This window comes from Ruegeria sp. ABD4_443, assembly GCF_056160865.1.
In genome coordinates, this window is record NZ_JBSWYA010000001.1 from 73,467 (window position 1) to 92,610 (window position 19,144).

The following is a 19,144-nucleotide window of genomic DNA, read 5'->3' on the forward strand; positions in this document are numbered from 1 at the left end:
TTCAAGGTATTTGCGCTGCGTCAAAGCCGCTCGGGCGGCATGAACTTGCGGGAAAGGGGGGCTTGGACTATGAGGACGCCAACGCGAAGGGACTCATTCCCTCGCCCCAGACTGGAAAGGTCGCCCATGGCGCGTCGCAAAAAGATTTACGAAGGCAAGGCCAAGATCCTGTACGAAGGCCCCGAACCCGGCACCATTGTGCAGTATTTCAAGGATGACGCTACCGCGTTCAACGCCGAGAAAAAGGACGTGATCGACGGCAAGGGCGTTCTGAACAACCGCCTGAGCGAGTTTTTCATGACCGGTCTCAACCAGATCGGCGTGCCGACCCATTTCATCCGGCGTCTGAACATGCGCGAACAACTGGTGCGCAGCTGCGAGATCGTGCCGCTTGAGGTGATCGTGCGCAACTATGCCGCCGGGTCGATGTCGAAGCGTCTGGGCATCGCCGAGGGCACGCAACTGCCGCGCCCGATCGTCGAATATTGCTATAAGGACGACGCGCTGGGTGATCCGCTGGTCACCGAAGAGCATATTGCGGCGTTCGGCTGGGCCAGCCAGCAGGACATGGACGATATCCTGAGCCTGGCCTTGCGCGTCAACGATTTCATGAGCGGCATGATGCTGGCCGTGGGTATCCGCCTGGTCGATTTCAAAATCGAGATTGGCCGGGTTTTCGAGGGCGATTTCCAGCGCCTTATCGTTGCGGACGAGATCAGCCCCGACAGCTGTCGGCTGTGGGATATCGAGACCGGGCAAAAGCTGGACAAGGATGTGTTCCGCCGCGACCTGGGCAGCCTGACCGATGCCTATTCCGAGGTCGCGCGCCGGTTGGGTGTTCTGCCCAAGACGGGCCAGGTCACCAAACCGACCCTGATCAACTGACCGGTTCGGCCCCTGTTTCGGCGGTGTTGGCAGCAAATTCTTCCATTTTGGCGGGATGTGGTGTTTTCATCGCATGAACAGGGGCTGCGCGGGGGCATGATGCGATGACCGAGCTGTTTGACCAGGCCGTATTCTTCAAGTTCCTTGCCGCGGCGCTGGCGATTTTCAATCCGCTCTACAATATCCCGATATTTCTGAACATGACGGCGGGCTATTCCCGGTCCGAGCGGCGGCGCGTTGCGGCGGTCGTCACCATTTCGGTGACCGTCATCGCGCTGGCAGCCGTGGCTGTCGGCGAAGAAATCCTGTCTGTTTTTGGTATTGATGTCCCGTCTTTTCGGATCGCTGGCGGCCTGATCATCTTTGGGATCGGCATGTCCATGCTGAACGCCCAGGATCGTGCGCCCGGAGACCAGGCGGCGGTTGTTGCATCAACCGGCGCTGCGCAGGACCGCAAGATGAGCTTTGCGGTGGTGCCGCTGGCCATTCCGCTGACCATCGGTCCGGGGATGATCGCCACCACGATCGTATTTTCGCACCAGCTTTCGGACGGGGCAGAGATCGTGACCCTGGGGTCGGCCGCGTTGATCGCCTGTGCGATTGTCGGGCTTGGCCTGGCTTTTGCGGATCAGATCTCGCGCATGCTGGGGGCGACGGCGATCAATGTCATCAAGCGGATCATGGCCATCCTTTTGGTGGCGGTTTCGATTGAGATGGTCACAACCGGAGTGTTTCACGCGATTGACGCCCATTACCCGCAATTGGCGCCGGGGACCGCAGGTGGTTAGACCTTTGTGCGAGTTTGGGTTGTTTAGCGCGCAAAGGCACGCTATCCCCGCGGCAACGTAACAGGCCCCGGCCGCGCCGGGACACAGGTGGAGTGACAAAGATGAAGGCACGGGTGCATGTGATGCTCAAGAACGGGGTTCTGGACCCGCAGGGCGAGGCGGTGCGTCACGCTTTGGGTGCCATGGGCTTTGATCAGGTTCACGGCGTACGTCAGGGCAAGGTTATCGACCTTGAGCTGGCCGATGGCGCAACCGAGGCCGACGTGACCAAAATGTGCGAAAAGCTGTTGGCCAACACCGTCATCGAACGTTACGAGATCGAACTTATCTGAGTTCCACACCCAAGTCTGAGCAAGGAGTGTTCGCCATGCGCGCAGCCGTGATCGTTTTCCCCGGGTCCAACTGTGACCGCGACCTGGCCGTTGCCTTTGAACAGGCCGGATTTTCGGTCGATATGGTTTGGCACAAGGACCACAGCTTGCCCAAAGATGTGGACATCGTTGGTGTCCCCGGCGGGTTTTCCTATGGCGACTACCTGCGCTGCGGCGCAATCGCCGCGCAATCGCCGATCTGCAAGGCGGTTGTCGAACATACGGAACGCGGCGGCTATGCCATTGGCATCTGCAACGGGTTTCAGGTGTTGACCGAAACCGGAATTCTGCCCGGTGCGCTGCTGCGCAATGCCGGTCTGAAATACATCTGCAAGACCGTGGGCCTTAAGGTCGAAACCAGCGACAGCGCCTTTACCCAAGGCTATAACGCGGGCGATGTGATCGGAATTCCGATTGCCCATCACGACGGCAACTATTTTGCCGATGACGCGACGCTTGCGGCGTTGCGCGACGCGGACCGGATCGCCTTTAGCTATACCGAGAACCCCAACGGATCGCGCGATGATATTGCGGGCATTCTATCGCACAACCGCCGCGTGCTTGGCATGATGCCGCACCCCGAGCGGGCCGCCGATGATGGCCATGGCGGCACCGATGGAACGGCGCTCTTCCGCGCATTGTCGGGTGTCCTGACCCCGGCGTGACTTGAGGTCGGCGGCGCGGGGGCGTAGCCTCTGAAAATGAGTTCTAAGCTGCAGTCAGTCTGGGCCGGTGCCCTGGGACAATTTCGCGGTGCGCCACTGGGTTGGCGCTTGCGGCTGGCTGTGTTGGTTCTGTTGGTGGCGACTGTTGCAACGGTCTGGATCACCAACAGCCTTCTGACCAACCGGTTTACCGAATCCACGCGCAACCGGGCCGAGCTGCGCCTGGCGCTGTATTCAGGCAACTTGCTGAGCGAGCTGCGCCGCAACGCCATCGTGCCGCAACTGCTGGCCCGCGATCCGACGCTGATCTCGGCCCTGCAATCCAGCGATTTTTCCCTGTCGACGCAACGCCTGATCTCATTCGTCGAAGAAATCGGCGCCGCCTCGTTGATGCTGCTGGACCGCGATGGCAGGTCGGTTGCTGCAACCGACCGCAACCGCCTGGGAGAGGCGCACCGCAATACCTCGTATTTCGTGGATGCGATCAGGTCCAACGCGACGATCTTTTCGGTCATCCCGCGCGAATCCGGTGGCTACAGCTTTGTCTATTCCCGCAGGCTGGAGGCCGGCGCCGAGATCCTGGGGGTCATCGTTGTCGAGGTGGACCTGCAGAAATTCGAACGCGCCTGGGCCGGGATATCGGATGCGGTCATGGTCACGGACAGCACCGGAACGATCATCCTGTCCACTGAGCCGCAATGGCGCGGCCTGAACGAGGCTGCCGCCATGCTGCGGCAACCTCCGCAAGGGGCGATCCAGCGCGCCATTCGCGCCACTACTGACTGGACGGCCCTGCCGCCCGATGCCTATCTGCAGGGCGAGGCTGTGATGCGGATGGAAACCCGCATCCCGTTCCGGGGCTGGCAGATGGCGTCGTTCACCACCTATTCGTCGATCCGCGAAAAGGTGAACAGCGTTCTGGCGCTGGAAATCATGGGGTTCGCGATTCTTCTGGCGCTGGCCTTTTATGCGCTCAGTCGCAGGGCGGCGCTGCGCGTGGCCTTGTTCCAGCGCGAGTCGGCGGAGCTTCGCGCATTGAATGCACGGCTACAGCGCGAAATCGCCGAACGGGAACGGGTTGAAAAGACGCTGGAAGTCGCGGAACAGACCCTGGCCCAAAGCTCGAAACTGGCCGCGTTGGGCGAGATGTCCGCGGCGGTCAGCCACGAATTGAACCAACCTTTGGCGGCGATGAAAACCTATCTTGCCGGTGCGCGTCTGCTGTTGCGGCGCAACCGCCCGGAAGAGGCGCTGGCAAGCTTTGGCCGCATTGACGGTCTGATCGAACGGATGGGGGCAATTACCCGCCAGCTGAAATCTTATGCCCGCAAGGGTGCGGATGCGTTTTCGCCAGTAAACCTTGGCGAAGCGCTGGCCTCGTCCCTGTCCATGATGGAGCCGCAGCTGCGTCAGCGCCATGTCAAGATCACGCAGATTTTGCCCGAAGAACCGGTTGTGGTCATGGGGGATCGGATGCGGATCGAACAGGTCATGGTCAACCTGTTGCGCAACGCTTTGGATGCAACCAAATCCGTGGCGGAACCTGACGTGGAAATCATTCTGGCCGCCGGTGATACAGCGGTTCTGACCGTGCGCGACAACGGCCACGGGATCGAAAATATCGAGAACCTGTTTGAGCCGTTTTATACCACCAAACGACCCGGCGACGGGGTCGGGCTGGGGCTTGCCATCTCGTCCGGGATCGTGAACGACCACGGGGGACGGCTGACTGCACGCAACGGACAGCACGGCGGTGCGGTGTTCGAGATGCAATTGCCTATATTGGGAAGTGACGGCCTTGAGGCCGCTGAATAACGAGGTACGACTATGGCACAGGCCATGAAAATCGCCATCGTGGATGATGAACAGGACATGCGCCAATCGATCAGCCAGTGGCTGGCGTTGTCCGGTTACGACACCGAAACCTTTGCCAGCGCCGAAGATGCGCTCAAGGTGTTGGGGCCCGATTATCCGGGGATCGTGATATCGGACATCAAGATGCCTGGAATGGACGGGATTCAGCTGTTGAAAAAGCTGATGGGGGCCGACAGCACGCTGCCGGTGATCATGATCACCGGGCATGGCGACGTGCCCATGGCGGTCGAGGCGATGCGGGTCGGGGCCTTTGACTTTCTTGAAAAGCCCTTCAACCCTGACCGCATGTCCGAACTGGCCAAACGAGCCAGCAATGTCCGGCGGCTGACCCTGGATAACCGCGCCCTGCGGCGTGAATTGTCCGGCGGCACGCAGATCATGAACAAACTGATCGGCGCCAGCCCGGTGATGGAGCGGTTGCGCGAGGACATTCTGGACCTGGGGCAGGCCGATGGTCATGTTCTGATCGACGGAGAAACCGGCACCGGCAAGACATTGGTGGCGCATGCGTTGCACGCGGTCGGCAGCCGGGCGGGCAAGAAATTCGTTCTGGTCTCATGTGCCGCATTGGAAGAAGAGGTTCTGTCCAAACGTCTGTTCGGGCCGATGATGCCCGAGGATGCGCAGCTGCCTGCCATCGAAGAAGCCCGCGGCGGGACCCTTGTTCTTGAGGATGTCGAGGCGCTGAGTGACACGTTGCAGGCACGCCTGCTGAGCGTGATGAACGAGCAGGGGACGCCGGCGGAAACCCGGATCGTTGCGATCTCGAACCTGCAGGAAGCGGGCAAGACCTCGGAGGATGTTCTGCGCCCGGATTTGTTTTATCGCCTGGCCGCGCTGCGGATCACCATGCCGCCGCTGCGCCAGCGCGGCGAGGATATCCTGACGCTGTTCACCCGGCTGAGCGAGCAATTCGCCGAGGAATACGGCTGTGATGCACCGCAGGTCAGCGCGCAGGAAGCGGCGCAGCTTTTGCAGGCCCCGTGGCCGGGCAATGTGCGCCAGCTGATCAATATCGCCGAGCGGGCGGTTTTGCAGTCGCGTCGCGGATCCGGGACCATCGCGTCGCTGTTGATGTCCGATCACGAGGAAATGCAGCCGGTGATGACCACCGAGGGCAAGCCGCTGAAGGAATATGTCGAGGCGTTCGAGCGGATGCTGATCGACAATACGATGCGCCGCCACAAGGGGTCGATTGCCTCGGTCATGGATGAGCTGTGCCTGCCGCGCCGTACGCTGAACGAAAAGATGGCCAAGTACGGATTGCAAAGGTCGGACTACCTGTAACGGTGTCAGAGGGGGCCAGCCCCCTCTCTTGGCCTTGCGGCCAATTCACGCCCCCGGGATATTTTGGGCCAGATGAAGCGATCCTGTGTCGTGTTCTTGGGTCGGGATGCAGTTTGACCATTGTCTTTTCCACAGGACTGCTTTTATTGTGTGCGGACGGGCCGGGCATTTTGTCGCTCAGAAGTCCCGAATCTTTGAGTTTCGCTGCTGATCCGGTGCCGAGGATCATACCCACGCTGTTCAGCAGACCGATTGTGCCCCAAACGGGGCAGTTGAGTACCTGAGCCCGTTCTGACGGGCGAAAGGAATAAATGGGCAGGCTGCGGCAACCGCGCCTGTCGGAGAAGAACCGCGATGACGCGCGCGCAACGATTGAGTAAACGGGCAGGGGGCCACAGAGCCAGACCCTGCCGCGCGCCGTCTGATATCGCCCTGACAAGACACCACCCCAAAAGCGCCTGTCCGCCCGGACAGGTCAGGACAACGCGTTTGGCGCGGTGCACCAAGGACACATGGCTAAGAAAATGCTTATCGATGCCACCCACGCGGAGGAAACCCGCGTCGTGGTGGTCGACGGAAACAAGGTTGAGGAGTTTGACTTTGAATCCGAAAACAAACGCCAGCTTGCTGGCAACATCTATCTTGCAAAGGTAACCCGGGTCGAACCATCGCTGCAGGCGGCCTTTGTGGATTATGGGGGCAACCGGCACGGGTTCCTGGCGTTTTCCGAGATCCATCCGGATTATTACCAGATCCCCGTCGCCGACCGCGAGGCGCTGATGGAGGAAGAGCGCGCCTATGCCGAGGCGATGAAGGCGCGCGACGAGGCCGATGAAGCCAAGCCCAAAAAGCGCCGGTCCCGGTCCCGGTCCAAGGCGGCCGACGTAAAAACGGACGATCCGGTTGAAACGCTGGACGTGTCGTCCGAACCGTCGGGCATGGAGACCATCGACCTGGACAGTTCAGGTGACGAAGGTGCGCCGGACGTTCCCGAGGGCACATCGCCCATGGAAAGCGTGGCCGAAACGCCGGTTGAGGAACCGGTGGACACGCCCGACGCAAGCGACGCAGCCCCGGAGCAGGATGCAGCACCCGAGGCTGAAGCCGCAGAGGCCGACGAACAGACCACAGAGGACACGGACAGCGCACCCGCCGATGAGGGCGACGCGCAAGCTGGCGACACGGCCGAAACGCAAGCGGCTGAGGCCGAGAATGCGCCCGAGTCTGGCGAGGACAGCACCGATGACGACGCCGCGCGCGATGATCGTGCCGATGCGACCTCGAAGGACGATTCGATCGAATCCGTTGCGGATGAGGATGACAGCGAAGACATTCGCCCGCCGCGCAAGCCGCGTCCGCGCCGCTACAAGATCCAGGAGGTCGTCAAGGTCCGCCAGGTTCTGCTGGTCCAGGTGGTCAAGGAAGAGCGCGGCAACAAAGGCGCTGCGCTGACAACTTATCTGTCGCTGGCGGGGCGCTATTGCGTGCTGATGCCGAACACGGCGCGCGGGGGCGGTATCAGCCGCAAGATCACCAATGCCGCCGACCGCAAGAAGCTGAAGGACATCGCGTCCGAGATTGACGTGCCGACCGGGGCGGGTCTGATCGTGCGGACCGCGGGTGCCAAGCGCACCAAGTCCGAGATCAAACGCGACTATGAATACCTTCAGCGCCTGTGGGAACAGATCCGCGAACTGACCCTGCAATCGATTGCCCCGTCCAAGATTTACGAGGAAGGCGATCTGATCAAAAGGTCGATCCGTGACCTTTACAACCGCGACATCGACGAGGTTCTGGTCGAAGGCGAGGGCGGATACCGCATCGCCAAGGACTTTATGAAGATGATCATGCCGTCGCACGCCAAGAACGTGAAACGGTACGAAGACGCGCTGCCATTGTTCGCGCGGTATCAGGTCGAAAGCTATCTGGCGGGCATGTTCAACCCGACCGTTCAGCTGAAATCGGGCGGGTATATCGTCATCGGTGTGACCGAGGCGCTTGTGGCGATCGATGTGAACTCGGGCCGGGCGACCAAGGAAGGCTCGATCGAGGAAACCGCGCTGAAGACCAACCTGGAGGCCTCTGAAGAAGTCGCCCGCCAGTTGCGTCTGCGTGACCTGGCCGGTCTGATCGTCATCGACTTTATCGACATGGACGAGCGCAAGAACAATGCCGCCGTTGAAAAGCGCCTCAAGGACAAGCTGAAGACCGACCGGGCCCGTATCCAGGTGGGTCGGATCTCGGGGTTTGGCTTGCTGGAGATGAGCCGTCAGCGTTTGCGCCCCGGCATGATCGAGGCCACGACGCAGCCCTGTCCGGCGTGCCACGGCACCGGCCTGATCCGCTCGGACGACAATATGGCGCTGTCGATCCTGCGCCAGATCGAAGAGGAAGGCACACGCCGCCGGTCGCGCGAGGTTCTGGTGCGCTGCCCGGTCAGCATCGCCAATTTCCTGATGAACCAGAAACGCGAACATATCGCCCAGATCGAGGCCCGTTATGGTTTGTCTGTTCGATTGGAGGGTGATGTTCACCTGGTCAGCCCGGATTTCTCGATGGAGAAATTCAAGACGGCAAGCCGGGTCGTGCCCGAGGCGACGGCGCCCGTCGTGTCGGTGGATGCCTCTTTGATGGACCTTGTTGACGCGTCCGAAGACGAGGTCGAAGAAGAGGTGCAGGCAGAAGAGGAAGTCAAGCCCAAGCGCAAACGCCGTCGGCGTCGCCGCAAGAAGGGCAACAATTCCGGTGACGCGCCCGAGGCATCCGGCGATCAGGACGAAGCGTCGGCAAAGGCCGAAGCGGACACCGCCGAGGCAGAGGCGGGCGATACGCAGGCCGAGGCCAAGGATGAGGGCGAAAGCTCCGAGGCGACGGCTGAGGCCGAGCAACCGGCCAAGCCCAAGAAACGCCGCGCACCGCGCCGCCGCAAAAAGGATGAAGACACCGCCAAGGATGCGGCAAACCCCGACAGCACCGTCGAGGATACGCTTGCCGCAACCGAGGGTGCCGATGCCGCAAGCGCGTCAGAGCCGGCGGAGGATACCCCCGCCGCCGATGCGGCCGAGGTCGTCAACGCGGCCGATACGGGCGCTGAACCCGACGGTGGCGATGTAGCCCCCGAAGGTCCCGCTGCGGCGGAAGACTCCACCGTCGAGGCCACCGAGGCGGAAGCCGAAGCCCCGGAACCTCAGCCAGAGGCGCAGGGCACGACCGAAGAGGTCGCGGCCCCGGCTGTCGAAGCCGAGCCGGAAATGGCCACCGCAGCGGCAGAGCCGGAACCCGAACCGGCACCGGCCAAACCCAAGCGCCGGGGCTGGTGGTCCCTGGGTCAGTAAAGCGAAAGGCGGGCCGATTGCCCGCCTTTTTCAATTCTGCGGGGGTGTCAGCCCGATTTCTGGATGACGTAGACTTGATGACCGTCCGCCTCTTCCTGGCTGAGCAGCGTGTGCCCGGCTTGGGAACAGAAATGCGGAACATCAATGATTGCGGCCGGATCGTCGGCAAGCACACGCAAGCGGCCCCCGGCGGGCAAGGATTTCAACCGCTTTCGGGCTTTGAGTACGGGCAGCGGGCACAACAGGCCAAGCGCGTCCAGGGTTTCGATATCAGTGGTCATGCGCCACAAGTATTTTGCCGATGCGACCGTGTCCAGCGCCTGAGCACGCGGATGTGACCGAATGGCCCCGTGACCTTGTCCGCGCGATACCCTATGTGCTGAGGCATGTTCGGAATTGATATCATAGACGCAGGGCTGTTGCCCGCGATGTTCATCGCCCTGGTCGGGGGGCTGATCAGCTTTCTGTCGCCCTGCGTGTTGCCGATTGTTCCGCCGTACCTGGCCTATATGAGCGGCGTGACCATCAACGAGATGCAGGACGAGGCCGCGGCGCGGCGCAAGGCCACGCTGTCGGCATTGTTTTTCGTTCTGGGTCTATCGACGGTCTTTCTTTTGCTGGGCTTTACCGCGTCGGCCTTTGGCGCGTTCGTGCTGAAGAACCAGGAATTGTTCGCCAAGCTGTCGGGGGCGGTTGTCATCGTATTCGGCCTGCATTTTCTGAACGTCTTCCGTATCCCGCTTTTGGATCGCGAGGCGCGGGTCGAAACCGGCGATTCCGGTGGGTCGGTATTTGGCGCCTATATCCTGGGGTTGGCCTTTGCGTTTGGCTGGACGCCCTGCATTGGTCCTCAGCTTGGGGCGATTCTGTCGCTGGCCGCGTCCGAGGCCTCGGTCGCGCGGGGCACGCTGCTGCTGGGGGTATATGCCGCCGGATTGGGAATACCGTTTCTTCTGGCCGCCATGTTCCTGAACCGGTCGATGACCGTGATGAACCGGATCAAGCCCTATATGGGCACGATCGAAAAGGTCATGGGCGGCCTTTTGCTGTTTGTCGGCATCATGCTGATCACCGGCCTGTTCACCGAATTCAGCTGGTGGCTGCTTGAGACATTTCCGGCGCTGGCGACCTTGGGCTGACCTGTTGGCCCCCGCGACAGCCTGTCCGTCAGCGGGTCTTACCTTGTCGGGATCGCTGGGCTAACCTGCCGGTCAAAAGGCAGGGTCATGAGCAGTCAGTCACCTCAACCAACAGTGCGCAGGCGCCGGGTATTTTACATTCCCGGCTATGACCCGTTCCACCCGCGCCGCTACCGCGAGCTGTACCGAACCGAAAGCCGGGCGCAGGCCGGGATATCGGGGTACGAGATCACGGTATCGGCGAAATCGGGGGGTGGCGTCTACGGCTGGAACGTTGCCTCGTGCCAGGAGAGCGCCCAGGTCCAGTCGCAGGTCGAGGTTCTGGTCTGGTCCGATATCGTGCGTGACAGTATGGCCCGGACAATCCCGGCCACATATGCGCAACTGGTTCGTACCGCCTGGACCTATCTGTCGACCGGCGCGCTGTGGCGGCTGATGCGTCTGCGCAAGGGGCCAGTGATCGCGGCGCTTTATCCCGTTGGGATGCTGATTGCGCAACTGATCCTGGCGGTGGCGATTGGCTGGGGGCTGATGCGTATCCTGAACCCGGTAATTGGCACGGCGGCGCTGTTGCCTGCGGGTATCGCGGCCTATGCGCTGTTGCAGTGGTTCCGCAAGATCGACAACCGGCTTTTTGCCTATTACCTGATGCATGACTATGCCCATACCGCACGCGGCAACGGGACAATCTCGCCAGATTTGCAGCAGCGGCTGGATGGATTTTGCACTCGTGTCGCGCAGGCGCTGAGCGCGGATGTGGACGAAGTTCTGGTCGTCGGGCACAGTTCGGGCGCGCATCTGGGCGTTTCGGTTCTGGCCGACCTGCTGCGGCGCGATGATCTGCCCGACAAGCGCCCGGTTCTGTCGTTTCTGACGCTGGGGCAGGTGGTTCCCATGGTCTCGTTCCTGCCCGGCGCCGACAAGCTGCGCGGTGATCTGCAGTTTCTGTCGGCCAGCCCGGATGTCACTTGGGTGGACGTGTCCGCGCCGGGTGACGGCTGTGCCTTTGCCCTGTGCGACCCGGTCGCCGTCAGCGGCGTTGCAGGCCAGGGCAAACGCGGCCCGCTGGTCCTGTCGGCAGCCTTTACCCAAACCATGTCACCAGCGCGCTGGAAGGCGCTGCGCTGGAGGTTCTTCAGGCTGCATTTTCAGTATCTCTGCGCTTTTGACCGACCGGGCGATTACGACTATTTCCAGATCACTGCAGGGCCCTGGACTTTGGCCCAAAGGTTTCGGGGGCGGACCCCCTCGAAGTCACGGATCGAAACCGCCGTATCCGGTTTCACCTCGGTGGTCTCATGACACCGCCCAAACCGAAACCCCGGCCCGATAACGTGCCTTTGTGGCGCTATATCAAGCTGTTTCGCCAGGACATCCTGTCGGCGCAACCGCAGCGGCTTTATCGTGCATGGATGGCCGAGTTCCGCACGCTGTTCTTCCGGTCCTACATGATCAACCAGCCGGACTTGATCGACATCGTGCTGAAGGAACGGCCCGACGACTTTCCGAAATCCGACCGGATCCGCGAGGGGTTGCGCCCCTTGCTGGGCAATTCGGTCTTTTTGACAAATGGCGAAACCTGGAAGCGGCAGCGCCGGATCATTGATCCGGCTTTTGAAGGCGGGCGACTGAAGGATACGTTTCCGGCCATGTTGGATGCCGCCCGGTCCTGTGTCCGGCGATTGCAACACGCCCCAGACCCCGAGATTGAGGTCGAAGAAATCACCAGCCACGTCGCCGCCGACGTGATTTTCCGCACGCTTTTTTCGGTTCCGATCGAGCATGAGATCGCAGCACAAGTCTTCGAGAAATTCCGTGACTATCAGCGCGCGCAGCCCTTGCTGAACCTTGCCGCTTTTGTGCGAATGCCTCAGTGGATGCCGCGCTTGCATTCGGGCCGCACGCGGCGCAATGCCCGAGAGATACGCGCGTTGATCGGGCAACTGACACGGGACCGGGCCGCGGCGATCCGGGCGGGTACGGCACCCGATGACCTTGCCACCAAGATCATGACCACGCCCGATCCCGAAACCGGCCGCTGTTTCGAGACCGAAGAGATGATCGACCAGGTGGCGATTTTCTTTCTGGCGGGACATGAAACCAGCGCCTCGGCCCTGGCCTGGGCGCTGTACCTGATGGCGCGTTACCCGGACTGGCAGGACAAGGTCGCAGCCGAGGCGTCGGCGCTTGACCAAGGGGATTTTGCGGCCATGTCCCGGCTCAGGATCAGCCGCGATGTCTTTCGCGAGGCGCTGCGCCTGTACCCGCCGGTTCCGATGATGGTGCGTGAAAACACCTGCCCGGAACGGTTTCGCAACCGGGATGTGCCCGCCGGGTCGCAAATTGTCCTCAGCCCCTGGCACCTTCAGCGCCACGAACGCCTGTGGGAACGCCCCGATGAATTTGACCCGGCCCGCTGGCACACGGAAAACGGCCGCGCTTGCCAGCGTCAGGCCTTTATGCCGTTCTCGGCGGGGCCACGCGTATGTACCGGGGCCGGGTTCGCGATGGTCGAGGGCCCGCTGTTGCTGTCGATGTTGCTGCGGCATTTCCGGTTTGACACGATCCAGGGGCGGGACCCGGTCCCGGTTGCGCATCTGACCGTGCGCGCAGGCGACGGAATATGGTTGCGCATCAGTGGGCGCTAACAAACTACCATCGGTTGGCCCCATGTTGTATGCGGGTGCATAGACCGGAATCAGTATTGAACAGGAATGTGTTATGTCCAAAGCAGAACAGCGCGCGCAGATGACAACGGGTGCAGGGTTCATTGCAGCACTGGATCAAAGCGGCGGATCCACACCCAAGGCGCTGGCGCTTTATGGCGTTGAGGCATCCGACTATGGCTCGGACGAAGAAATGTTCGGCGAAATCCAAAAGATGCGGGCCCGGATCATCCTTGCGGATGATTTCACCAGCGCCAAGGTCATCGGCGCGATCCTGTTCGAACGCACTTTGGGCGAAGAGATCGAGGGCCGTAAGGTTGCCGACTATCTCTGGTCGGTGAAGGGTATTGTTCCGTTTCTCAAGATCGACAAGGGGCTTGAGGCCGAGGCCAACGGCGTCCAGTTGATGAAGCCGATCCCCGGTCTGGCGGAAACGCTGGGCAAGGCCGACAACGTATTCGGCACCAAGGAACGGTCTGTCATTCACGAGGCCAATGCCGAAGGTATCGCTGCCGTGGTCGCACAGCAGTTCGACGTCGCGCGCGAGGTTCTGGCCGCTGGCATGGTTCCGATCATCGAACCCGAGGTGAATATTCACTCGGCCACCAAGGCCGAAGCCGAGGACATTCTGAAAGCGGAAATCCTGAAGAACCTTGACCAGTTGGACGAAGGCCAGGAAGTCATGCTGAAACTGACACTGCCCAGTGTTGACGGCCTGTATGACACGGTCGCGGATCATGCGCGCGTCCTGCGGGTGGTGGCGCTGTCGGGTGGCTATTCCACGCAAGAAGCCTGTGCGCTGCTGGCCCGGAACGGGAAGATGATCGCGTCATTCTCGCGCGCACTGACCGAAGGCCTGTCGAAACAGCAATCAGATGCCGATTTCGGTGCGGCCCTGGGCGGTAATATCACAAAGATTTTCCAGGCCTCGGTCTGACTGTCATCCTGCTTAGGCTGGGCTGGTGAACGAGCGGCGCAATTGCGCCGCTTTTTCACGCATGGAACACCCTTCGGCATGGTCATTGATCAGGCCCATCGCCTGCATGAAGGCAAACACCGTGGTCGGCCCGACAAATTTCCAGCCACGTTTCTTAAGGTCTTTCGACATCGCGATGGATTCGGCCGAGGTCGAGGCGGATTGCGGTTTGCCCGGGGCAGAAGGCTCATAAGCCCAGACATAGGCGGCCAGCGATCCGTGCGAGGCGACGACCTCTTGCGCCCTTTGGGCGTTGTTGATGACCGCTTGGATCTTGCCGCGGTGGCGAACGATCCCTTCGTTTTGCAGAAGGCGTTCAACATCCGCTTCATCAAACTGTGACAACGCATTGAAATCAAACTGACAAAACGCGTTTCGAAAATTCTCGCGCTTGCTGAGAATCGTGCGCCAGCTCAACCCGGACTGAAAACTTTCCAGGCATAGTTTCTCGAACAATCGCTGATCGTCCGCAACGGGATAGCCCCATTCATTGTCGTGATATTCAAAAAATTCGGGCGCAGCGCGGCACCATGCGCAGCGCGGTTTTCCATCGGGGCCGGGAACTGTATCGCTCATGTTCGTACACCTTTTGTTCGCAGAAACTCTAGGCCGCAGCGCAGTTCAATTGCAAGCGTTCAGGAACGCGAGCGGTACCAATTCAGGATGAATACGCGAATGGCAGAAGCCAATCCCGTTTCAGGGTTTCTGGACACATCAATTTCTGACGCCAAGACATTGATTGGAATGTCTTTCTCGCGTGCGATGTCGCGAAAGGCCAACCAGAATTCATCTTCCAGAGACACCGACGTCCGATGCCCTTTGAGCGTGAGCGAGCGTTTCACCGGGCCGTCGCTCATTCGTCCAACTCATGGTTGTCCAGGGTTCGGTCCTGTTTTTCGCGACGCAGTCTTGCCAGCGTTTTGTCCTCTTTGGACTGTCCGAACTTCGCGGCGTTTTGGTCAGCACGGGCCTTTTTCTTGGCCCGTGCATTTTCTTTGCGATACCGGTTCAGGTTGACCGGCTTTCCCATCAGTCCTTGGGCCCGATCATCTGTTCGGGACGCACGACCGCGTCAAAGGTCGCTTCGTCGACAAAGCCCAGTGCGATGGCTTCTTCCTTCAATGTGGTGCCGTTCTTGTGCGCGGTCTTGGCGACGGTTGTGGCGTTGTCATAGCCGATCGTGGGGGCCAGCGCGGTGACCAGCATCAGCGATTCCTTCATCAGCTTGTCGATGCGCGGCTCATTCGCCTTGATGCCCAGCAGCATCCGTTCCGTAAAGCTGTCGGCGGCATCGCCCAGCAATTGGATGGACTGCAGCAGGTTATAGGACATCATCGGGTTATAGACGTTCAGCTCGAAATGCCCTTGGCTGCCTGCGAAATTCATCGCAGCGTTGTTGCCCATCACATGGGCCGCAACCTGCGTCAGCGCCTCGGCCTGGGTCGGGTTCACCTTGCCGGGCATGATGGACGATCCGGGTTCGTTCTCGGGCAGGATCAGCTCGCCCAGACCCGAGCGGGGGCCAGAGCCCAGGAACCGGATGTCGTTGGCGATCTTGTAGCAGCTGCCTGCAATCGTCGCCAACGCGCCGGACATGAAGACCATCGCGTCGTGGGCCGCCAAGGCTTCGAACTTGTTCGGAGCGGTCACGAAGGGCAGATCGGTGATCTCGGCCATATGGCCCGCGACCGCCTCGCCCCAACCGTTCTGGGTGTTCAGGCCGGTGCCGACGGCGGTGCCGCCTTGGGCCAGTTCGTAAATGCCGGGCAGGGCGGCTTGAACGCGGGCGATGCCCTGGCGGATCTGATGGGCATAGCCGCCAAATTCCTGCCCCAGGGTCAGAGGCGTCGCATCCTGGGTATGGGTCCGGCCGATCTTGATGATGTCTTTAAATTCCCGGGCCTTTTGTTCCAGCCCGGAGGCCAGTTTATCGAGACCCGGCAGCAGGACGTCGCGCACGCTCATGGCCGTGGCAATGTGCATTGCGGTGGGGAACGTGTCATTCGACGACTGCCCCATATTGCAGTGATCATTGGGGTGAACCGGGTCTTTTGAACCGATCACGCCGCCCAGAATCTCGATCGCGCGGTTCGCAATGACCTCGTTCGAGTTCATGTTGGACTGGGTGCCGGACCCTGTCTGCCACACGACCAGCGGGAAATTGTCGTCGAATTTGCCCTCGATCACTTCGCCCGCGGCCTGAATGATCGCATCGGCAATCGTTGCGTCCAGCTTGCCGGTCGCCTTGTTCTGCATGGCGCAGGCTTTTTTGATAACGCCCAGCGCGCGTACGATGGCCACGGGTTGTTTTTCCCAGCCGATGGGGAAGTTCATGATCGAACGCTGCGTCTGCGCGCCCCAATATTTGTCGGCAGGGACCTCCAGCGGGCCAAAACTGTCGGATTCGGTGCGGGTTTGGGACATCTGTCACTCCGTCGGGTATGCAATTGTATGCCGTTTAGCCGCAGTTGCCCTGTGGCGCAATCGGCCAGTTGCGCGCACCTTAAACGCAAGGGCGTCAAAGGTATAGGCAACCGGGTGCGTCATTTTCTTGTGTTCGGGACAATCAGCGCCATTGCGGGCGCGCGTGGCTCGGCTAGAATAAAGATGTAACCTTGGTGGAGATTTTCATGCGCGTTCGCGACCGGGCCCGGCTGTCAATTGTTGGAATTCTTGCACTGGTTGCGGTGGTTTGGGCGTCTGCGCTGCCCAAATTGGCCCAAGCGGCTGACATTGCGCCGTTTGTCGGGGATTATGTCGGCTCGGCCGATGTTGTGGACGCAAGCGGAGAGACCACGCCCCGCGACATGAGCGTGTCGATCCAGGAAACCTCTGACGGGTTCAATGTCAGTTGGCGAACAACGACCTATAAAGGCGATGGTCGCGTCAAAGAACAGAAATATTCGGTCGATTTTCGCGCCTCGGATCGCCCGGATGTCTTTTCAGCGGCGATGAAACGCAATGTCTTCGGCCATGAGGTGCCCCTGGACCCGATGAAGGGCGAACCCTTTGTCTGGGGGCGGATCGACGGCGCCACGCTGACCGTATTTTCGTTGTTTATCGACGAAAGCGGCGGCTATGAGCTTCAGCAATTCGACCGGACGCTGACCGAGAATGGTCTGGATTTGTCCTTTTCCAGATTCAGGGATGGCCTGAAATCCAGATCGGTTCAGACCTTCCTGGAAAAACGGTAAGGGCGACCGGGCGTCCTTATTTGCGGAAACTGTCCAGCGACACAACGTCCGCATCATGCGGTTGCTCAGGTTCTTCGACCTCAACCTCGATCGACTCTTCGGTGATCAGGTCGGCGTCATCCTCGTCATCGGGGCTTTCGAATCGCAGGCCAAATTCAACCGACGGATCAACGAATGTCTTGATTGCGAGGTAGGGAATATACAGCGGTTCCGGCGTATCACCAAAGTTCAGCGTGATCGAAAACCCGTCTTTGCCGACCTCAAGGTTTTCGAACCAATGCTGCATGACCACGGTCATCTCATCGGGATAGCGCTGACGCAGCCAATCCGCCAGTTCGACGCCTTCGTGACGTGTGTCGAAGGTGATGAAGAAGTGATGCGCGCCCGGCAGGCCGTTTTCGGCAACATCGTTCAGCACGGTCTTGATCAGACCGCGCATCGCCGTGTGCATCAGGTTCCCATAGTCAATGTCTTGCGACATGCGTTTTCCTCGAAAGTGGTTGGTCTCAGCATAGGGGATTCGGCTGGAAACGAAAGAGCAGGTTGCGCCGGATTGTTCAGATAAAATGCAATCCTGCGCCAGACAATCCCATGATTGCCAAAGTTGGTGCAAATCCCAGTTTTTGCCTGAAAATCAGTATGGCGGCGGCGGCTGTTAACGCCAACGCCTCGGGGTTCAGCGTTGTTACATCCGGTACGGGCACCGAAAGCGGGCCGCGGGATTTGACCGGCAAATGCTCAAATAGAACGTTCAGGGCGAACCACACTGATAGGTTGAGAATCACTCCGACGACCGCGGCGGTGATTGCATGCATCGCGCCGGCCAGGCGCGGACGGTTCGCAATCATCTCCAAATGCGGGCCCGCCAGGAATATCCACAGGAAACACGGAACGAAGGTGGCCCACAGGGCAACGGCCCCGGCGGCTATGGCCAGCGGGGCGCCTCCGGCGATTTGGCCGGTCAGCATGGCGACAAATTGCGTCACCAGGATCAGCGGGCCGGGCGTGGTTTCGGCCAGGCCCAGCGCGTCGATCATCTGGTCGGTATTCAGCCAGTGATAGCTGTCGACCACGGTTTGCGTCATATAGGCCAATACCGCGTAGGCTCCGCCAAAGGTGACGACGGCGAGGCGGGCAAAGAACCACCCCAGATCGGCAAGCAAGGCGTGACCCGACACTTGCAACAGCGCCAAAGGCCCAAGCCACAGGGTCAGCCAGATCGCGGCGGTCCGAACCGGATTTGCCAGCGCCCTTGGTGTGTTCACCGGGTCCGGCGCGGGCGCTGTATCGCGGGACAGGGCATAGCCCGACAGGGCGGCGGTCAGCACAATCAGCGGAAATGGCAGGTTCAGCGCAAAGATGGCAAGGAATGCAAGCCCCGCGACCAGGCGGTGCCGCCCATCCGTAAGCGCCTTGCGGGACAGGGTCCTGAGCGCCTGCAGGACGATGACGATCACAGTCGCCTTCACGCCCAGAAAGGCCGATTGGACCAATGGTGCCGCGCCATAGGCGGCATAAAGCGCCACCAGCAAGGCGATGACCAGCGCACCGGGCAGAACAAACAATGCGCCCGCGATCAAACCGCCCGGCACGCCGCGCAAGCGCCAGCCCGCATAGGTTGCCAGTTGCATCGCCTCGGGGCCCGGCAGCAACATGCACAGGGACAGCGCCCTCAGAAAGGTCTGTTCGTCCAGCCAGGGCCGCCGTTCGACCAATTCCTGATGCATCAATGAAATTTGCGCAGCAGGCCCGCCAAAGGATAAAAGGCCGATCCGCCCAAAGACCCGGAACATCTCGTGCAGTGTTGGGGGGTGCTGAGGGGCGGGCAAGGCATGTCTCCTGGCGTCGTTCGGATACATGCGAAACTTGGGCGGCACCCCGGATGGGCATTGAAACCCCGACTAGCGGGGTGTTCGCACCCTTACCCCGTGCCGATTTGCTAACGCGGATCGGCGCGGGGGGT

At 60.7% G+C, this 19,144-nt stretch carries 19 protein-coding genes; 12 read left to right on the forward strand and 7 right to left on the reverse strand.

The annotated features are described in order from the left end of the window. Nucleotides 1–126 precede the first annotated feature (126 nt). The 7 genes from purC to ACXAG8_RS00405 all read left to right on the forward strand — a co-directional run bounded on the left by purC (nucleotide 127) and on the right by ACXAG8_RS00405 (nucleotide 9,206). A complete protein-coding gene (purC, locus tag ACXAG8_RS00375; protein WP_475221292.1) occupies nucleotides 127–885 on the forward strand; it encodes a phosphoribosylaminoimidazolesuccinocarboxamide synthase in 759 nt (252 codons plus the stop codon). Nucleotides 886–989: 104 nt separating this feature from the next. Further along, entirely contained in the window at nucleotides 990–1,673 is a 684-nt protein-coding gene (locus tag ACXAG8_RS00380) for a MarC family protein (RefSeq protein ID WP_475221293.1), read from the forward strand. A 101-nt stretch (nucleotides 1,674–1,774) separates the two neighbouring features. Next, a complete protein-coding gene (gene purS, locus ACXAG8_RS00385) occupies nucleotides 1,775–2,005 on the forward strand; it encodes a phosphoribosylformylglycinamidine synthase subunit PurS (protein ID WP_475222383.1) in 231 nt (76 codons plus the stop codon). Between the two features lie 35 nt (nucleotides 2,006–2,040). Beyond that, nucleotides 2,041–2,709 (forward strand): phosphoribosylformylglycinamidine synthase subunit PurQ, encoded by a 669-nt coding sequence (gene purQ / locus ACXAG8_RS00390; RefSeq protein ID WP_475221294.1) that lies wholly within the window; start codon nucleotides 2,041–2,043, stop codon nucleotides 2,707–2,709. A 36-nt stretch (nucleotides 2,710–2,745) separates the two neighbouring features. Next, nucleotides 2,746–4,524, forward strand: coding sequence for a sensor histidine kinase (locus tag ACXAG8_RS00395; RefSeq protein ID WP_475221296.1), 1,779 nt, complete (start codon nucleotides 2,746–2,748; stop codon nucleotides 4,522–4,524). Between the two features lie 12 nt (nucleotides 4,525–4,536). Further along, entirely contained in the window at nucleotides 4,537–5,871 is a 1,335-nt protein-coding gene (locus ACXAG8_RS00400) for a sigma-54-dependent transcriptional regulator (RefSeq protein ID WP_475221297.1), read from the forward strand. Between the two features lie 512 nt (nucleotides 5,872–6,383). Continuing rightward, on the forward strand, nucleotides 6,384–9,206 hold the full coding sequence (locus tag ACXAG8_RS00405) for an Rne/Rng family ribonuclease (protein WP_475221299.1): 2,823 nt from the start codon (nucleotides 6,384–6,386) through the stop codon (nucleotides 9,204–9,206). Nucleotides 9,207–9,253: 47 nt separating this feature from the next. Here ACXAG8_RS00405 and ACXAG8_RS00410 read toward each other — a convergent pair whose 3' ends face one another. Further along, nucleotides 9,254–9,487, reverse strand: a complete 234-nt coding sequence (locus ACXAG8_RS00410; RefSeq protein ID WP_475221300.1) for a sulfurtransferase TusA family protein — start codon at nucleotides 9,485–9,487, stop codon at nucleotides 9,254–9,256. 105 nt (nucleotides 9,488–9,592) lie between these two features. Here ACXAG8_RS00410 and ACXAG8_RS00415 point away from each other — a divergent pair, with 105 nt between their 5' ends. The 4 genes from ACXAG8_RS00415 (at nucleotide 9,593) to ACXAG8_RS00430 (ending at nucleotide 13,948) form a co-directional block, all read left to right on the forward strand. Beyond that, nucleotides 9,593–10,345, forward strand: a complete 753-nt coding sequence (locus ACXAG8_RS00415) for a cytochrome c biogenesis CcdA family protein (RefSeq protein WP_475221301.1) — start codon at nucleotides 9,593–9,595, stop codon at nucleotides 10,343–10,345. Between the two features lie 87 nt (nucleotides 10,346–10,432). Beyond that, nucleotides 10,433–11,647: a hypothetical protein gene (locus tag ACXAG8_RS00420; RefSeq protein WP_475221302.1), complete on the forward strand. Its 1,215-nt coding sequence runs from the start codon at nucleotides 10,433–10,435 to the stop codon at nucleotides 11,645–11,647. Further along, entirely contained in the window at nucleotides 11,644–12,993 is a 1,350-nt protein-coding gene (locus ACXAG8_RS00425) for a cytochrome P450 (RefSeq protein ID WP_475221303.1), read from the forward strand. The genes ACXAG8_RS00420 and ACXAG8_RS00425 overlap by 4 nt, the downstream gene beginning before the upstream one ends. 73 nt (nucleotides 12,994–13,066) lie before the next feature. Beyond that, nucleotides 13,067–13,948, forward strand: a complete 882-nt coding sequence (locus ACXAG8_RS00430; RefSeq protein ID WP_475221304.1) for a fructose bisphosphate aldolase — start codon at nucleotides 13,067–13,069, stop codon at nucleotides 13,946–13,948. A 12-nt stretch (nucleotides 13,949–13,960) separates the two neighbouring features. On the opposite strand, the gene ACXAG8_RS00435 is transcribed toward ACXAG8_RS00430, so the two are convergent. Genes ACXAG8_RS00435 through fumC form a run of 4 tightly spaced genes read right to left on the reverse strand, consistent with a single transcriptional unit; the run spans nucleotide 13,961 to nucleotide 16,411 of the window. Continuing rightward, nucleotides 13,961–14,563 (reverse strand): DNA-3-methyladenine glycosylase I, encoded by a 603-nt coding sequence (locus ACXAG8_RS00435; protein ID WP_475221305.1) that lies wholly within the window; start codon nucleotides 14,561–14,563, stop codon nucleotides 13,961–13,963. Between the two features lie 59 nt (nucleotides 14,564–14,622). Continuing rightward, nucleotides 14,623–14,844 carry a ribbon-helix-helix domain-containing protein gene (locus ACXAG8_RS00440; RefSeq protein ID WP_475221306.1) on the reverse strand — a complete coding sequence of 74 codons (222 nt, stop codon included), beginning with the start codon at nucleotides 14,842–14,844 and terminating at the stop codon, nucleotides 14,623–14,625. Beyond that, nucleotides 14,841–15,017, reverse strand: coding sequence for a DUF4169 family protein (locus ACXAG8_RS00445; protein ID WP_475221307.1), 177 nt, complete (start codon nucleotides 15,015–15,017; stop codon nucleotides 14,841–14,843). Before ACXAG8_RS00445 ends, ACXAG8_RS00440 begins: the two co-directional genes overlap by 4 nt. Then, entirely contained in the window at nucleotides 15,017–16,411 is a 1,395-nt protein-coding gene (gene fumC, locus ACXAG8_RS00450) for a class II fumarate hydratase (RefSeq protein ID WP_475221308.1), read from the reverse strand. The genes ACXAG8_RS00445 and fumC overlap by 1 nt, the downstream gene beginning before the upstream one ends. Nucleotides 16,412–16,617: 206 nt before the next feature. On the opposite strand from fumC, the gene ACXAG8_RS00455 reads away from it, so the two are divergent. Further along, nucleotides 16,618–17,181, forward strand: a complete 564-nt coding sequence (locus ACXAG8_RS00455) for a hypothetical protein (protein ID WP_475221309.1) — start codon at nucleotides 16,618–16,620, stop codon at nucleotides 17,179–17,181. A gap of 16 nt (nucleotides 17,182–17,197) precedes the next feature. On the opposite strand, the gene ACXAG8_RS00460 is transcribed toward ACXAG8_RS00455, so the two are convergent. Beyond that, nucleotides 17,198–17,662: an SspB family protein gene (locus tag ACXAG8_RS00460; protein ID WP_475221310.1), complete on the reverse strand. Its 465-nt coding sequence runs from the start codon at nucleotides 17,660–17,662 to the stop codon at nucleotides 17,198–17,200. 76 nt (nucleotides 17,663–17,738) lie between these two features. After that, a complete protein-coding gene (chrA, locus tag ACXAG8_RS00465; protein ID WP_475222384.1) occupies nucleotides 17,739–18,974 on the reverse strand; it encodes a chromate efflux transporter in 1,236 nt (411 codons plus the stop codon). Nucleotides 18,975–19,144 lie beyond the last annotated feature (170 nt).

Coding starts and splice junctions, on each gene's coding strand:
- ACXAG8_RS00460 (WP_475221310.1), bottom strand. CDS start 17,662: ATGTCGCAAGACATTGACTATGGGAACCTGATGCACACGGCGATGCGC.
- ACXAG8_RS00435 (WP_475221305.1), bottom strand. CDS start 14,563: ATGAGCGATACAGTTCCCGGCCCCGATGGAAAACCGCGCTGCGCATGG.
- ACXAG8_RS00455 (WP_475221309.1), top strand. CDS start 16,618: ATGCGCGTTCGCGACCGGGCCCGGCTGTCAATTGTTGGAATTCTTGCA.
- ACXAG8_RS00380 (WP_475221293.1), top strand. CDS start 990: ATGACCGAGCTGTTTGACCAGGCCGTATTCTTCAAGTTCCTTGCCGCG.
- ACXAG8_RS00405 (WP_475221299.1), top strand. CDS start 6,384: ATGGCTAAGAAAATGCTTATCGATGCCACCCACGCGGAGGAAACCCGC.
- ACXAG8_RS00415 (WP_475221301.1), top strand. CDS start 9,593: ATGTTCGGAATTGATATCATAGACGCAGGGCTGTTGCCCGCGATGTTC.
- ACXAG8_RS00430 (WP_475221304.1), top strand. CDS start 13,067: ATGTCCAAAGCAGAACAGCGCGCGCAGATGACAACGGGTGCAGGGTTC.
- ACXAG8_RS00420 (WP_475221302.1), top strand. CDS start 10,433: ATGAGCAGTCAGTCACCTCAACCAACAGTGCGCAGGCGCCGGGTATTT.
- ACXAG8_RS00395 (WP_475221296.1), top strand. CDS start 2,746: ATGAGTTCTAAGCTGCAGTCAGTCTGGGCCGGTGCCCTGGGACAATTT.
- purC (WP_475221292.1), top strand. CDS start 127: ATGGCGCGTCGCAAAAAGATTTACGAAGGCAAGGCCAAGATCCTGTAC.
- ACXAG8_RS00425 (WP_475221303.1), top strand. CDS start 11,644: ATGACACCGCCCAAACCGAAACCCCGGCCCGATAACGTGCCTTTGTGG.
- purS (WP_475222383.1), top strand. CDS start 1,775: ATGAAGGCACGGGTGCATGTGATGCTCAAGAACGGGGTTCTGGACCCG.
- purQ (WP_475221294.1), top strand. CDS start 2,041: ATGCGCGCAGCCGTGATCGTTTTCCCCGGGTCCAACTGTGACCGCGAC.
- chrA (WP_475222384.1), bottom strand. CDS start 18,974: ATGTTCCGGGTCTTTGGGCGGATCGGCCTTTTATCCTTTGGCGGGCCT.
- ACXAG8_RS00410 (WP_475221300.1), bottom strand. CDS start 9,487: ATGACCACTGATATCGAAACCCTGGACGCGCTTGGCCTGTTGTGCCCG.
- ACXAG8_RS00400 (WP_475221297.1), top strand. CDS start 4,537: ATGGCACAGGCCATGAAAATCGCCATCGTGGATGATGAACAGGACATG.
- ACXAG8_RS00445 (WP_475221307.1), bottom strand. CDS start 15,017: ATGGGAAAGCCGGTCAACCTGAACCGGTATCGCAAAGAAAATGCACGG.
- ACXAG8_RS00440 (WP_475221306.1), bottom strand. CDS start 14,844: ATGAGCGACGGCCCGGTGAAACGCTCGCTCACGCTCAAAGGGCATCGG.
- fumC (WP_475221308.1), bottom strand. CDS start 16,411: ATGTCCCAAACCCGCACCGAATCCGACAGTTTTGGCCCGCTGGAGGTC.